This window comes from Plantibacter sp. AC185 (assembly GCF_979258065.1).
Genome location: NZ_OZ409831.1, coordinates 4150582 through 4163868 on the forward strand (window position 1 = coordinate 4150582; position 13287 = coordinate 4163868).

Sequence of the window (13287 nt, forward strand, 5' to 3'; positions counted from 1 at the left end):
AGGCGCACTCGTCGGGGGCCAGGTGCTGGCGTCATCGGGCTCGGGTGGTCCTCAGGGTTACGGCTTGACCGGCGGGTCGGTCGGCTTCTGCGGGGCCGTCGCGGCCGGAGTCGGGTCGGCGGGTGCCGCACTCGCGGGCGGAACCGTGCCAGTCGCGTCGGGCGAGGCGGGCTCGTCGTCGCGCATGCTCTTGACCTCGCTCTTGAAGATCCGCATCGACTGGCCGACGCTGCGGGCGAGACCCGGGAGCTTCGGTGCTCCGAACAGCAGCAGGACGATGAGGAGGATGATGACGAGGTGCCACCCGGTGAATGCGTTGCCGAACATAGTCTTCGTTCCTGATCTTCGAGGTCGAGGTCCACTCACTCTACCCTGCATCTCCCGCTCTCCTGCCGGGAGTCTCGGGAGTCAGCTCCCGGATGTCGTGCGGTACTGCGCGAGACCGGCGGCCGCCCAATCGGCGACCGCGTCGCGCGCGTCCGCCGGGCCGAGCACGGTGATGAGCCCGGGGTGTGCGGCGACCAGTCGTTTGAGGCCGTGATGGTGCGCGAGGCGCAGGGTCGCGGTCACCTCGGCGTCGCTGTCCTCGCGGGCTGCGGAGCCGCCTGGCGCGCTGTCGACGGCGACCACGTAGTCGTCGATGAGCGGCAGGACCGAGCGTCGGACGAGCACGGTGACGTTGCGGTCGGAGTCGCTCGGCTCGAACAACGCGGTCGGGACGACGACGTCCGCTTCCCGGAACACGACCTCGGCGTCGGTCTCCCGGAGCTCGGTCATCCGATCGAGACGGAAGCGACGCGTCGCCTCGCGCAGGTGGCACCACCCGTAGAGGTACCAGTCCTGGTCCTGGGACTCGAGACGCAGCGGGTCCACCAGCCTCGCCTCGGTCGCCCCACTCGCGTCGACGTAGTCGAACGCGACGCTGTGGCCGGCGGCCAGAGCAGATCGGATGATGCCGACCGCGTTCGCGGAGTAGGACTCGGTGACCGCGAGCTGCCCCGGGGCCGACGACGCCCCGCGGGCGAGCTTCGCCATGACGCCCCCGATGACGTCGCTGTCGACGAACTCGGGAAGGCGCTGGAGCGACTGCAGGCCGGCGATGAGGGCCGACGCCTCGCGGGCTGAGAAGCGAGGACTGTCGTCGAGGGCGACCCGGTGGGTGAGGACGATCTCGTCGTCCTCCTCGAAGCTGCCCCAGTCGATGTCGAAGAGGTCGCCGGCGAGGTACTGCCGGGTGTCGCCAGGCACTCCGGACACCGTCAAGAGTTCGACCGCTTCACGGATCTGGCGCGGGGACAGGCCGAAGTGCCGCGCGGCCTCGTCGACCGTGACCCGCTCGCGGTCGATGAGGTACGGCACGAGCGAGAGGAGGAAGATCAGCTTGTCCTGGGCGCGGGGCGCCGCCGGTCGCTTAGCCACGGGCGGTCTCCTGGGGGTGGGGTGCGTCGTCCGTCGCGCGGTGGCGGGCGACGACCAGCTCGAGTCTGGACGCCACGGCCTCCACGAGCGCCGGAGGGTCGAGGACGACGACCTCCGGACCGAACCCGGCGAGCTCGTCGGCGAGGATGTGGTGGTCGAGGTACGGGATGGTGAGTTCCGTACGCTCCGCGTCGCTGACGCCGTAGCGGTTGCCGAGGCGGGCCGCGGCGTCGGTCCCGGGCCGGACACGGACGAGGGCGCGCTGCGACGAGGACACGCGGCGCAGGCCGTCGATCGCGTCGGCGGCGTGGTCGCGGTCGTCGGCGGGGAACGACTCCCCCGTCGGCTTGACCGGACCGACGATCCGCGAGAGGAGGAACGTCCGTGGCTCGTCCACCGTCCGGTCGGTCGCGTAGAGGTGCCAGCGACCCTCGTGCTGGACGAGCGCCAACGGTGCGACGGTGCGGACGCGTGGCCGCGCCTCGCCGGGCTTCAGGTAGGGGAAGGCGACCACGGACCGACGTTCGAGCGCCGCGTCGAGCGGTTCGAACGAGGCCTCCCGGGTGCGGAGTCTCGGCGCGTATCCGATGATCGGTTCGTCGGGCTCGATGCCCAGCGACCGCAACTTCGTCATCGCTCGCTGCGACTGGCCGGAGAGCGACCCCTCACGCCACACGGTGGCTGCGAGCGACAGCAGTGACAGCTCCGCCGGGGTGAACCGGACGTCGGTGGGGAGCTCGTAGGCGCCCTTCGGGATTCGATAGCGCATCGACTGGTTGTTGCCGGGTTCGCCCGGCTGCTCGATCGTCTCGAGCGGGACGCCGAGTTCGCGGATGTTGTCCTTGTCGCGCTCGAACTGTCGCTCGAGGCTGGCGTTGCCGCCCCCACTCGAATACTGCTGGCGGTAGCCCTGGACGGTCGACAGGATCTCGTTCTTCGTCAGGCCGGTCTGCGTGGCGAGGAGCGCGAGCACGAGGCTGAAGAGTCGCTCCTCCACCGGGACCGGCTTCGGGGACTCGCGGGCTGAGGACACCGGTCCAGTGTACCGACGGACGGCCCGTCCCCCACCCGCGACGCGGGCGTGGGACGGGCCGTCTCCGAAGCGTGTCGGCTACTGCGCCGCGCGCTGGGTGCCGAGCACATCGATGACGAACACGAGCGTCGCGCCGGCCGGGACGGTGCCCGAGCCCTGCTCGCCGTAGCCGTCCTTCGGCGCCACCACGAGGATGATCTGTGAGCCGACCTGCTGGCCGACGACCGCGTCGTTGAAGGCCTTGATCATCTGACCGCCGTCGGCCTGGAAGACGAGGGGCTGGCCCTTCTCCCAGCTGCTGTCGAAGACGCTCTTCTGATCCCACAGCACGCCGGTGTAGTTGACGATGACCTGGTCGCCTGCCTTGACCGTGGCACCGTCGCCGACGCGGGACAGGGTGTGCTTCGTCTCGGCCGGGGCGGGGGCCGCCGGGATGGTGATGCCGGGCTGGCCGCTCGGAGCGGTCACGACGGACGGGAACCCCGACGGGATCGGGCGTTCGGCGCCGTCGGCCTTGGGCAGCGCCGCTCCCTGGATATCGGCGACGAGGATGATCGCGTCGTCCTTCTTGATGCCGTTCGCCTCGCTGCCACCGCTCGGGCCGAAGGCGTCCTCGGGTGAGATAGCCGCGACGACACGGGATCCGACCGTCGTGCAGGCGAACGCCTTCGCGAAGCCGGGGAGGCTTCCGGACAGGGCGATGAGGGTGCTCGCGGGCCCGTTGAAGTCCGTCTGCTGCAGGACGTCTCCGGTGCGTCCGTTGAGGAGCATCAGGTTGAGGTTGACGGTGCCGTCGGCCGAGACCTGCTGACCGTCGCCCTGGATGACGACCTGGCGCTCCGTCGTCTTCGTGTACAGCGGCTTCGGGAGCTCCACCTTCGGGGTGGATCCGAAGTCACCGGACACGCTGATGAGCTTCGTCGCGTCGCCGGCGGACGCCGCGGTGTCGCAGGAGGCCGAGCCCGGCGCGGTGCACCCGGTGAGGGAGACGAGCAACAGGCCTGCTGCGGCGATGAGAGCTGGTGCAGTGCGCACGGATCCTCGTTTCGGTGGTACGGGTGGGACGGCAGGTCGCCGTCGCACAGTTTAGTCGACGTGAACCGGGGTCAACGATCGTCGCCGAGAGCCGGCTCAGCGGCGGACGGTTCGATCGACTCGTCCGGCCCCACGCTGTCGCCGTCGAGGCCCCGCGCACGGGACAGCTCGGCACTCGCCCCGGCGCTCCTGGCGCGCTTCCGCAGGATCTTCGCGCTCGCGGAGCGTTCCCCGAGGGCGCCCGGCGTCCACAGCTCGACGTCCTCGGCGCTGAAGTCGCTCTTCGAGGCGCGTCGCTTCAGCTCGGGCAGGACCGTGCCGGGAGCGAGCTTCCGCGCGGTGATGAGGAAGCCCGTGTGTCCGATCATCCGGTGGTCCGGTCGCACTGCGAGCCCCTCGACGTGCCACCCGCGCATCATCGTCTCGTTCGACTGCGGGTTGGTGAAGCCGCCCGTCCCTCGGATCGCTTCGGCGACCCGGGACAGCTGGGTGACGGTGGCGACGTAGCAGAGGATCACGCCGCCGGGCTTCAGCGCCTCCCAGGCGACGTCGAGGCACTCCCACGGTGCGAGCATGTCGAGCACCACGCGGTCGACGGATTCGGCGGGCATCGTGTCGGGCAGGGTCTCCTGGAGGTCGCCGACCGTGACCGACCAGTTCTGCGGGTCGTAGCCGAAGAAGGTCGCGACGTTGCCTCGCGCGACGTCGGCGAACTCGTCCCGACGCTCGAAGGAGGCCAACCTGCCCGACGGTCCGATGGCCCGGAGGAGCCAGAGGGAGAGCGCGCCGGAACCGACACCGGCCTCGACGACCGTCGCGCCGGGGAAGATGTCCGCCTGGCCGATGATCTCGGCCGCGTCCTTCGGGTAGATGATGGCGGCACCGCGAGGCATCGACATCACGAAGTCGACCAGCAGCGGCCGGAGTGCGAGGTGCTCGATGCCCTCGGTGTTGGCGACGACGCTGCCGTCCGGCAGGCCGATGATCGTGGTGTGCTCGATCATCCCGCGGTGCGTGTGGAAGACCTTGCCGGCCTCGAGCGTGATGGTGTTCTTCCGCCCCTTCGGTCCGGTCAGCTGCACGCGGTCACCCTCGCGGAAGGGGCCGCTGTTCGCCGGCTGGTGGTTCGCGCTCATCGCTGTGCTGCCTCTGTCTCGGGGTGGTGGGTGGTGCCGCTCGCGGTCGAGCGCAGCTCGGCGAGGTCGGCGACGGAGCGCCCGGCGAGGGTGTCCCAGGTGGTGTGGTGGGGGCCCTCCGGGATCGGCACGATGTGCGGGACGGACACGGCGATGGTCCCCGCCGCGAGCGCGGACGCGAGACCGGTGGCGGAGTCCTCGATCGCGATGCACTCGCGCGGGTCGACGCCGAGTGCCTCGGCGGCCCTGAGGTAGGGGTCCGGATGGGGCTTGGGGTGCTCGACCTCGTCGCCGGCGACGATGAGGTCGAACGCGTCGAACGGGATGCCGCCCGCGATGTCCTCGGCCATGGACCGGATCGACATGGTGACGAGCGCGGTCGGCACGCCGGCGTCCCGGAGCTCGTGGAGCAGCTCCTGGGCGCCGGGACGGAACGGGACGCCGCGTTCCTGGATGAGGCGCCGCACGTGGTCCGTGAGGTGGGCGACGATCGTGTCCGCGTCCAGCGCGACGCCGCGGCCCTGGAGCACGGCGGCGGAGTCCCAGAGCCCGTTCCCGACGAGCAGGAGGCCGTCCTCATGGGTCCAGGTGCCACCGTGGGCCGCGACCAGCTCGGTCTCGGCCTCCATCCAGTAGGGCTCGGTGTCGACGACGGTGCCGTCCATGTCCCAGAGGACTGCGGCAGGGAGGAGAGTGGTCACGGGGTGCCATGCTACCGGGTGGTGAAGCGCCTATCCTGGATGGATGGTCGCGGAAGGTCCCCGTGCACCGAGGAGTGAGACGTGACGGAAGACACCAAGGAGCCGCTGGGCGGTCGCCTGCTCGTCGTGGCGTTCGAGGGTTGGAACGATGCCGGCGAGGCGGCGAGCGGCGCGGTGCGCGTGCTTCGCGACTCGCTCGCCCTCCGCCCGCTGCTCGAGATCGACCCGGAGCCCTACTACGACTACCAGTTCAACCGGCCGACGGTCGGCGTCGACGAGGACGGCAAACGGTCCCTGACCTGGCCCGGTACCACGATCTCGGGGCCCGACCCCGAAGCGGCGAAGCCCGCGACCCCCCTGGCGGAGGACGCCGCGCTCCGGGTCAGCGAGGGCGGCGGCGACAACGTCTACGTGTTGCTCGGTGCCGAGCCCTCACGCGGCTGGAAGGCGTTCGTCGACGAGATCCTCGCCGTGATCACCGAGCAGCGCATCACCGGCATGGTGATGCTCGGTGCGATGCTCGCCGACGTCCCGCACACGCGACCCATCTCGGTCTTCGCCTCGAGCGAGAACGCGGAGCTGCGGCAGGCCCTGCAGCTCGAGCGCAGCACGTACGAAGGGCCGGTCGGCATCCTCAGTGTGCTGGCCGACGCCGCCGAGCGGCAGGGCGTCCAGAGTCTGTCGGTCTGGGCCTCGGTCCCCCACTACGTGCACAGCGCGCCCTCCCCGAAAGCCGTCCTGGCGCTGATCGACAAGCTCGAGGAGCTCATCGACGTCGTCATCCCCCGCGGAGCCCTCGTCGAGGAGTCCGGCGAGTGGCAGAGCGGGATCGACACGCTCGCCGCCGAAGACGAGGACATGGCCGCCTACATCCAGCAGCTGGAGCAGGCGCGCGACACCGTCGAGTCGCCCGAGGCGAGCGGCGAGGCCATCGCCAAGGAGTTCGAGCGGTACCTCCGTCGGGACGAGGGCAAGGGCGACGAGCCCTGGCGGAAGGACCGCGAGTAACCCGGTTCCATCGCGGTGGCGCGACCTCGGTGAGCCGCCGTCCTGCTCAGCGCACGCCGAGGAGCGCGTCGACGGCCGACCGCGCGAGGTCGGCGTCGTCGACGCCGGTCGTCGCTGCGGCGTCGACGAGTGCGATGGCACCCGGGGTGTCGAGGTCGTCCGCCAGTCGGACCCGCATCGCCTGCAGCAGCTCGACGGCGGACGCTCCACTCGCGGCGTCCGTCGCGAAGGCCGAACGCCAGGTCCCGAGCCGACGATCGGCCAGGACGAGGTGCTCGTCGTGCCACTCCCAGTCGCTGCGGTAGTGGTTCGCGAGGATCGCGAGTCGGATGGCCGAGGGATCTGCTCCGTCGGCGGCCAAGCGTGAGACGAGGACGAGGTTGCCCAGGGACTTCGACATCTTCGTGCCCTCGTAGGCGACCATGCCGGCGTGGCTGAACACCTTGGCGAGCGGGCGACCGGACAGCGCTGCGGCGTGCCCGGCACTCAGGTCGTGGTGCGGGAAGACGAGGTCGGAGCCGCCACCCTGGACCGTGAAGTCGGATCCGAGGTGCTGGAGGGCGATGACCGAGCACTCGATGTGCCAACCGGGGCGTCCTTGGCCGACGGGTGACTCCCAGCTCGGCTCGCCGTCGCGCGCCGCCCGCCAGAGCAGTGGATCGAAGGCATCGCGTTTCCCGGCGCGGTCGGGGTCTCCCCCGCGCTCGGCGAAGAACGCGGCCATCGTCGCCTCGTCGAGCCCGCTCTCCGCGCCGAGGTGCCAGACGTCGTCGGCCGCGGCGCGCACGTCGAAGTAGACGTCGTCTCCGGCGGCACTGTCCGGGGTGTCGACCGTGTAGGCGACACCGCGCTCGATGAGCAGCGCGACGGCGTCGGCGATCGGTCCGATGACCTCGGTGACCGCGACGTAGTCCTCGGGTGGCAGGATGCTGAGGCGTTCCATGTCGCTTCGGAAGAGTTCGACCTGGCTGGCTGCGAGTTCGATCCAGTCGACGCCGGTCGCGTTGGCCCGCTCGAGCAGCGGGTCGTCCACGTCGGTGACGTTCTGGGCGTAGTGCACCTCATAGCCGGCGTCCAGCCAGACGCGCTGCAGGGTGTCGTAGGCGAGGTAGCTCGACGCGTGGCCGAGGTGGGTCGCGTCGTACGGGGTGATGCCGCAGACGTACAGCCGCGCCGTACGTTCGGCAGAGGCCTCGATGAGACCGGCGCTCGGGGTGTCCCAGAGACACGGGGCCGTGCCGGAGCCGGGCAGCTTCGGGACGACCGGGGCGGACCAGGCCCTCACGCGTTGATCACGCCCGTGCCGAGCAGCACCAGCAGGACGACGCCGAGCACGATGCGGTAGACGACGAAGGGCAGGAAGCTGCGCTTCGAGATGTAGCTCATGAAGAAGGCGATGACCGCGAGGCCGACGACGAACGCGATGATGGTGGCCACGAGCGTCTCGACCGGTCCGTACGGGCTCGGCTCGCCGATGCTCTTGAAGACCTGGTAGAAGCCACTGCCGAACACCGCGGGGATCGCGAGCAGGAAGGCGTACCGCGCCGCAGCACGGCGCTCGTAGCCCATGAACAGCCCCGCCGTGATCGTGCCGCCGGAGCGGGAGACACCGGGGATGAGGGCGAGGGCCTGGGCGCCTCCGAAGATCGCGCCGTCGCCGTAGGTCAGGCTCTTCAGTCGTCGCTTCTTCGCTCCGACGGCGTCGGCGACACCGAGCAGGATGCCGAACACGATGAGCATGATCGCGACGATCCACAGTGAGCGGAAGGTCGTCTCGATCTCGTCCTGGAACAACAGGCCGAGCACGACGATGGGGACGCTGCCGATGATGATCAGCCACCCCATGCGGGCGTCGGCGTCATCCCTCGGGATCTTGCCGACGAGGGCCTTGCACCAGGAGGAGATGATGCGGACGATGTCGCGCCAGAAGAACACCACGACGGCGGCCTCGGTACCGATCTGGGTGATCGCCGTGAACGCCGCGCCAGGGTCCTTCGCCCCCGGGAGGAACTCGCCGAGGATGCGCAGGTGCGCACTCGACGATATCGGGAGGAACTCGGTGAGTCCCTGGACGAGTCCGAGGATGATGGCGTTGATGAGGTCCACAGGGCACCTTTCTGCAGCCGGATGGCTGGTGTTCGGCCGGATCCGGCAGTCGTCGGCGGGGCGGCTCCTGGAGCGTCTCGCGGCTCGGAGGGCGCGAAGACGGACCGTGGGAAGTCAGTAGTCGAGGAGGAGGTCCGTGAGGACCTGCTTGCCAAACCCTAGCGCGTCGAGCGGCACGCGCTCGTCGACTCCGTGGAACATCGCGGGGAAGTCCAGGTGTTCCGGCAGGCGCAGCGGAGCGAAGCCGTACCCGGTGATGCCGAGGAGCGACAGCGCCTTGTTGTCGGTACCGCCGGAGAGCATGTACGGGAGCACCGGGGCGCCGGGGTCGTGGCGCCCGAGCGTCTCGACGACCGCGTCGACGAGCGGACCCGAGAACGGTGTCTCGAGGCCGATGTCGCGGTGCATGACGATGATCTCGATGTCCTCACCGACGATCTCCGCGACGCGCGCGAGCACGGCGTCCTCCTCGCCGGGCAGGGTGCGGATGTCGACGAGCGCCTCGGCGCGATCGGGGATCACGTTGTGCTTGTAGCCGGCCTGCAGCAGGGTCGGGTTGCTCGTCGTGCGCAGCGAGGCCTGGATGAAGCCGGAGGCCGTACCCGTCGCGAGGGCGAGCTCGTCCGGGCCGAGCCGTTCGGGTGTGGTGCCGAGGATGGTGGCGATCTCACGGAGCAGCTGCTCGGTGGTGTCGGTGAGTCGGACGGGCCACTCGGTGCGTCCGATGGCCGCCACCGCTTCCGCGAGGCGGGTGACGGCGTTGTCCTGCACGTAGCGGGATCCGTGGGCCGCTCGTCCGGTCGCGACCAGTTTGATCCAGACGAGGGCCTTCTCCGAGGTCTGGAGGAGGTAGGAGCGGCGTCCGCCGAACGTGATCGAGTACCCGCCGACCTCGCTGATCGCCTCGGTCGCGCCGGCGAAGAGCTCGGGTCGTTCCGTCACGAGGTGGTGCGAGCCGAACACACCGCCGTTCTCCTCATCCGAGAACATCGCGATCACGAGGTCGCGTTCCGGGCGGCGGCCGCTGTCGAGGATCTCGCGGAGCGACGCGAGGATCATCGCGTCCATGTTCTTCATGTCGACGGCCCCGCGTCCCCACAGCAGGCCGTCCTTGATCTCGCCGCCGAAGGGGTCCACCGACCAGTTCGCAGGGTCGGCAGGCACCACGTCGAGGTGTCCGTGTACGACGAGCGCCGGCTTCTCGGGGTTCGCACCGGCGACCCGCGCGACCACGCTGGTCCGGCCCGGAGCGGCGTCGATCAGCTCCGGCTCCAGACCGAGGTCGCGGAGGTACGCCTCGACATATTCGGCGGCCTCCGTCTCGCCGTTGGAGCGGCCCTCACCGTAGTTCGTCGTGTCCATGCGGATGAGGTCCCGCGCGATCCGCGTGGTCTCGTCGAGCGTGAGGTCGGATGCGTCTGAGCCGGAGGTCATGGTTCCACGCTACCCGTCGGCCCTGACCGCTGCACCTCTCCCCCGTTCTGCGCGGTCGGCGCACGGCCGGAAGCCGTCGAGAAGATCCTCTGGCGGTACGAGGTGGTGAACGGCTGTCGAAATCCGTGCTAGAGTTTCTTCTCGTGCCCAGCGAAAGCCGGACACGATCACAACACGCGCGGGTGGCGGAAATGGCAGACGCGCTAGCTTGAGGTGCTAGTGCCCTTACGGGCGTGGGGGTTCAAGTCCCCCTTCGCGCACACCGTGTTGAGACGGCGAACGGCCGGAGCGAAAGCTCCGGCCGTTCTTGTTTTTCCGCCGGACTCCACGACACGCCGACACCCGAGATCGTCTTCGGCCAGAGCGAAATCCGGCGCACCTCCGCCGGTCCCTGAGCCTGCACCGCCGGTCCCTGAGCATCCTCCGCCGGTCCCTGAGCCTGTCGAAGGGTGGTCGGAGCAGGGGCCCTCGTGGGCACTTCGACAAGCTCAGTGACCGGGAGAGCTCCGTCCGGAACACGCCGGTCCCTGAGCCTGTCGAAGGGCAGCTCCGGCGGGCTGACCGCGATGCAGGAGAACGCGCGCGCGAGAAGAAGCGCTGTCCTCAGTGCCCGTGGCCCAGGCGCCGACGGAGCAGGTCGATGCGCGACTGCAGCTGCGTCACGCTCGCCTGTGCCACGGCGGGGCCGCCGCAGACGCGTCGCAGTTCGGCGTGCACGAGTCCGTGCGGCTCCTTCGTGTGCTTGGCGTAGAGGCCGACCAGGGTGTTGAGCACCTGGCGCTGCTCCTTGAGGGTGCGGTAGAGCGGAGCGGGGATGTCCGCCTGCGGACTCGGCGAGGCGGCGTTCTTGTCGACGAACGCCCCGCGCTTGGCCTGGCGGCTCTGGCGCTGCACGAGCAGCTCGTGCACCTGTTCAGGCTCGAGGAGCCCGGGGAACCCGATGAAGTCGAACTCCTCCTCGGTGCCCGGCTGGGCGAGCTCGCCGAACTCGTCGCCGTCGAACACCACCCGGTCGAAGTGCGCGTCCGAGGAGACGGCCTGCCAGGTGAACTCCTCGAGGAGTGAGTCGGAAGCCTTGTCCTCGCGCTCCGCGGCCGCCATCATCGCGTCCTCCGGGTTGAAGAGGTCGCCCTCCGCGTCCGGGTCGCTCGGGCGGTCGAGTGCGTGGTCGCGTTCGAGCTCGAGTTTCTCAGCGAGGGCCATCAGGTTCGGCACGTTCGGGAGGAAGATGCTCGCGATCTCGCCGCGTCGACGTGCCCGGACGAATCGCCCGATCGCCTGCGCGAAGAACAGCGGCGTGGCGGACGACGTCGCGTAGACGCCGACGGCGAGTCGTGGGACGTCCACGCCTTCCGACACCATGCGGACCGCGACCATCCAGCGCTTGGTGTTCCCCGAGAAGTCGGCGATCCGGTCGCTGGCCTCCTTCTCGTCTGAGAGGACGATCGTGGGCTGCTCCCCCGTCAGCTCGTGCAGGATGGCGGCGTAGGCTCGCGCGGTCGTCTGGTCGGTGGCGATCACGAGTCCGCCGGCGTCGGGGACCGCTTGACGGACCTCGGACAGTCGGAGGTCGGCGGACTTCAGGACCGCCGGGATCCAGTCACCCTGGGGGTCGAGGGCGGTGCGCCAGGCCGCGGAGGTGATGTCCTTCGTGTTGCCCTCGCCGAGGCGGGCCTCCATCTCGTCGCCGGCCTTGGTCCGCCAGCGCATGTGGCCGGCGTAGACCATGAAGAGCACCGGACGGACGACCCCGTCCTGGAGTGCGCGACCGTACCCGTAGTTGTAGTCGGTGACGGAGGTCCGGATGCCCTGGTGGTCCGGCTGGTAGACCACGAACGGGATCGGTGCCGTGTCTGACCGGAACGGGGTCCCGGTCAGGGACAGGCGACGGGTCGCCCGAGAGAAGGCCTCGTGGATGCCGTCGCCCCAGCTCAGGGCGTCGCCGCCGTGGTGGACCTCGTCGAGGATGACGAGGGTGCGACCCGAATCGGTCGTGCGCTGATGCACTGGCGGGTTCGCCGCGACCTGGGCGTAGGTGACCGCGACACCGTGGTAGTGGCGGCCGAAGACCTGGTCGCGGTTCGCGAAGTTCGGGTCGAGGCGGATGCCGACCCGGCTCGCGGCCTCGGCCCACTGGCGCTTCAGATGATCGGTCGGGGCGACGACCGTGATGCGGTCGATCGTGCCGCGATGGAGGAGTTCGGAGGCGAGCCGCAGCGCGAACGTCGTCTTGCCTGCGCCCGGTGTCGCCGCCGCGAGGAAGTCACGGGGTTCGGTCGTGAAGTACTGCTCGAGCGCCTCGGCCTGCCAGGCTCGAAGCTTGCTCGCCGTGCCCCACGCTGCGCGTTCCGGGAAGGCCGGTGAGAGGTGTTCGGCTGCGGACCCGCCCAGGTGCTGGGTCGAAGAGATTTCCGCGTTCACTGGAGACCACTGTACCCGGCCGCACCGACACCGCCGACCATCGTGTGCGTCCCCGACACCCATCCGGATGTCCGACTCGCGACTGATCCGCCAGCCGAGGGGCGGGCGTACGCTGGAGGTTCCGGATGCACAGCAGGAGGAACCACCCATGACCGAACAGCACCATCCCTGGTCGCGGTACGTCGCCATCGGCGACTCGTTCACGGAGGGGATCGGCGATCCTGAGCCTGGGGCGCCGGGCGGGCACCGCGGATGGGCCGATCGCGTCGCCGAGGTGCTGGCCGCGCAGAACTCGGACTTCGCCTACGCCAACCTCGCGGTGCGCGGCAAGCTCGCTCAGCAGATCCTCGACGACCAGGTGGAGCCGGCCCTGGAGCTGCACCCGGACCTCATCACGATCTCGGCGGGCGGCAACGACGTGATCCGGCCCGGCACCGACCCCGACGACATCGCCAGACGACTCGAGCAGGCGATCATCCGACTCCGGAGCGACGGAGCGACGGTCGTGCTGTTCACCGGCGTGGACGTCGGCTTCTCCCCCGTCTTCCGGAGCATCCGCGGCAAGGTCGCGATCTACAACGAGAACCTGCGGGCCATCGCCGCCCGACACGACTGCATCATCGCCGACCAGTGGGCCCTCCAGGCGATCCAGGATCCGCGGATGTGGGCACCGGACCGCCTACACCTGAACGCGCTCGGCCACCACGAGGTCGCCCGCCTCGTCCTGCACGCGCTGAACGTCGAGAACGACCTCAAGCCGCTGCAGCCGGAGCCGCTCCCCGTCAGGCGTTGGCGTCAGGCCCGGACCGAGGACTTCGCCTGGGCGCGCGAGTACCTCGTGCCGTGGGTGCTCCGTCGGGTGCGGCACCAGTCGTCCGGCGACCACATCACCGCCAAGCGACCGCTCGCCGGCCCGTTCCTCACGGTCGCAGCGCAGGACCAGGAACTCGACGTCTGACCGTCCGGCCGATCACCCGGGCTCCGGCGTCTGCTG

At 69.9% G+C, this 13287-nt stretch carries 12 protein-coding genes and 1 tRNA gene; 3 read left to right on the plus strand and 10 right to left on the minus strand.

The annotated features are described in order from the left end of the window. Positions 1–57 precede the first annotated feature (57 nt). The 6 genes from tatA to ACZZZB_RS19375 form a co-directional block, all read right to left on the minus strand. The gene (gene tatA, locus ACZZZB_RS19350) at positions 58–327 is read right to left on the minus strand and encodes a Sec-independent protein translocase subunit TatA (RefSeq protein ID WP_085510936.1); all 270 of its coding nucleotides are present in this window, start codon (positions 325–327) and stop codon (positions 58–60) included. Positions 328–408: 81 nt separating this feature from the next. Then, positions 409–1419, minus strand: coding sequence for a helix-turn-helix transcriptional regulator (locus tag ACZZZB_RS19355; RefSeq protein ID WP_194644639.1), 1011 nt, complete (start codon positions 1417–1419; stop codon positions 409–411). Continuing rightward, entirely contained in the window at positions 1412–2452 is a 1041-nt protein-coding gene (locus ACZZZB_RS19360) for a helix-turn-helix transcriptional regulator (RefSeq protein WP_463530501.1), read from the minus strand. Before ACZZZB_RS19360 ends, ACZZZB_RS19355 begins: the two co-directional genes overlap by 8 nt. Before the next feature lie 78 nt (positions 2453–2530). Beyond that, entirely contained in the window at positions 2531–3487 is a 957-nt protein-coding gene (locus ACZZZB_RS19365) for an FKBP-type peptidyl-prolyl cis-trans isomerase (RefSeq protein WP_463530502.1), read from the minus strand. 71 nt (positions 3488–3558) lie between these two features. Then, the gene (locus ACZZZB_RS19370; RefSeq protein WP_194644637.1) at positions 3559–4623 is read right to left on the minus strand and encodes a tRNA (adenine-N1)-methyltransferase; all 1065 of its coding nucleotides are present in this window, start codon (positions 4621–4623) and stop codon (positions 3559–3561) included. Continuing rightward, on the minus strand, positions 4620–5324 hold the full coding sequence (locus ACZZZB_RS19375) for an HAD family hydrolase (protein WP_463530503.1): 705 nt from the start codon (positions 5322–5324) through the stop codon (positions 4620–4622). The genes ACZZZB_RS19370 and ACZZZB_RS19375 overlap by 4 nt, the downstream gene beginning before the upstream one ends. Positions 5325–5405: 81 nt before the next feature. On the opposite strand from ACZZZB_RS19375, the gene ACZZZB_RS19380 reads away from it, so the two are divergent. Beyond that, complete coding sequence (locus ACZZZB_RS19380) at positions 5406–6332, plus strand: PAC2 family protein (protein WP_064296958.1); 927 nt, start codon at positions 5406–5408, stop codon at positions 6330–6332. A 46-nt stretch (positions 6333–6378) separates the two neighbouring features. Here the strand turns inward: ACZZZB_RS19380 and mshC are convergent, their stop codons facing one another. The 3 genes from mshC to ACZZZB_RS19395 form a co-directional block, all read right to left on the minus strand. Next, the gene (gene mshC, locus ACZZZB_RS19385) at positions 6379–7617 is read right to left on the minus strand and encodes a cysteine--1-D-myo-inosityl 2-amino-2-deoxy-alpha-D-glucopyranoside ligase (RefSeq protein ID WP_194644636.1); all 1239 of its coding nucleotides are present in this window, start codon (positions 7615–7617) and stop codon (positions 6379–6381) included. Next, complete coding sequence (locus ACZZZB_RS19390) at positions 7614–8438, minus strand: undecaprenyl-diphosphate phosphatase (RefSeq protein WP_463530504.1); 825 nt, start codon at positions 8436–8438, stop codon at positions 7614–7616. The genes mshC and ACZZZB_RS19390 overlap by 4 nt, the downstream gene beginning before the upstream one ends. Before the next feature lie 114 nt (positions 8439–8552). Continuing rightward, the gene (locus ACZZZB_RS19395; protein ID WP_086473246.1) at positions 8553–9872 is read right to left on the minus strand and encodes a M20/M25/M40 family metallo-hydrolase; all 1320 of its coding nucleotides are present in this window, start codon (positions 9870–9872) and stop codon (positions 8553–8555) included. Positions 9873–10048: 176 nt separating this feature from the next. Here ACZZZB_RS19395 and ACZZZB_RS19400 point away from each other — a divergent pair. Next, a tRNA-Leu gene (locus ACZZZB_RS19400) sits at positions 10049–10132 on the plus strand. A gap of 343 nt (positions 10133–10475) precedes the next feature. Here the strand turns inward: ACZZZB_RS19400 and ACZZZB_RS19405 are convergent. Further along, the gene (locus tag ACZZZB_RS19405; protein WP_240043850.1) at positions 10476–12293 is read right to left on the minus strand and encodes a DEAD/DEAH box helicase; all 1818 of its coding nucleotides are present in this window, start codon (positions 12291–12293) and stop codon (positions 10476–10478) included. A 148-nt stretch (positions 12294–12441) separates the two neighbouring features. On the opposite strand from ACZZZB_RS19405, the gene ACZZZB_RS19410 reads away from it, so the two are divergent. Further along, positions 12442–13251: an SGNH/GDSL hydrolase family protein gene (locus ACZZZB_RS19410; RefSeq protein WP_079705978.1), complete on the plus strand. Its 810-nt coding sequence runs from the start codon at positions 12442–12444 to the stop codon at positions 13249–13251. The last annotated feature ends 36 nt before the right edge of the window (positions 13252–13287 follow it).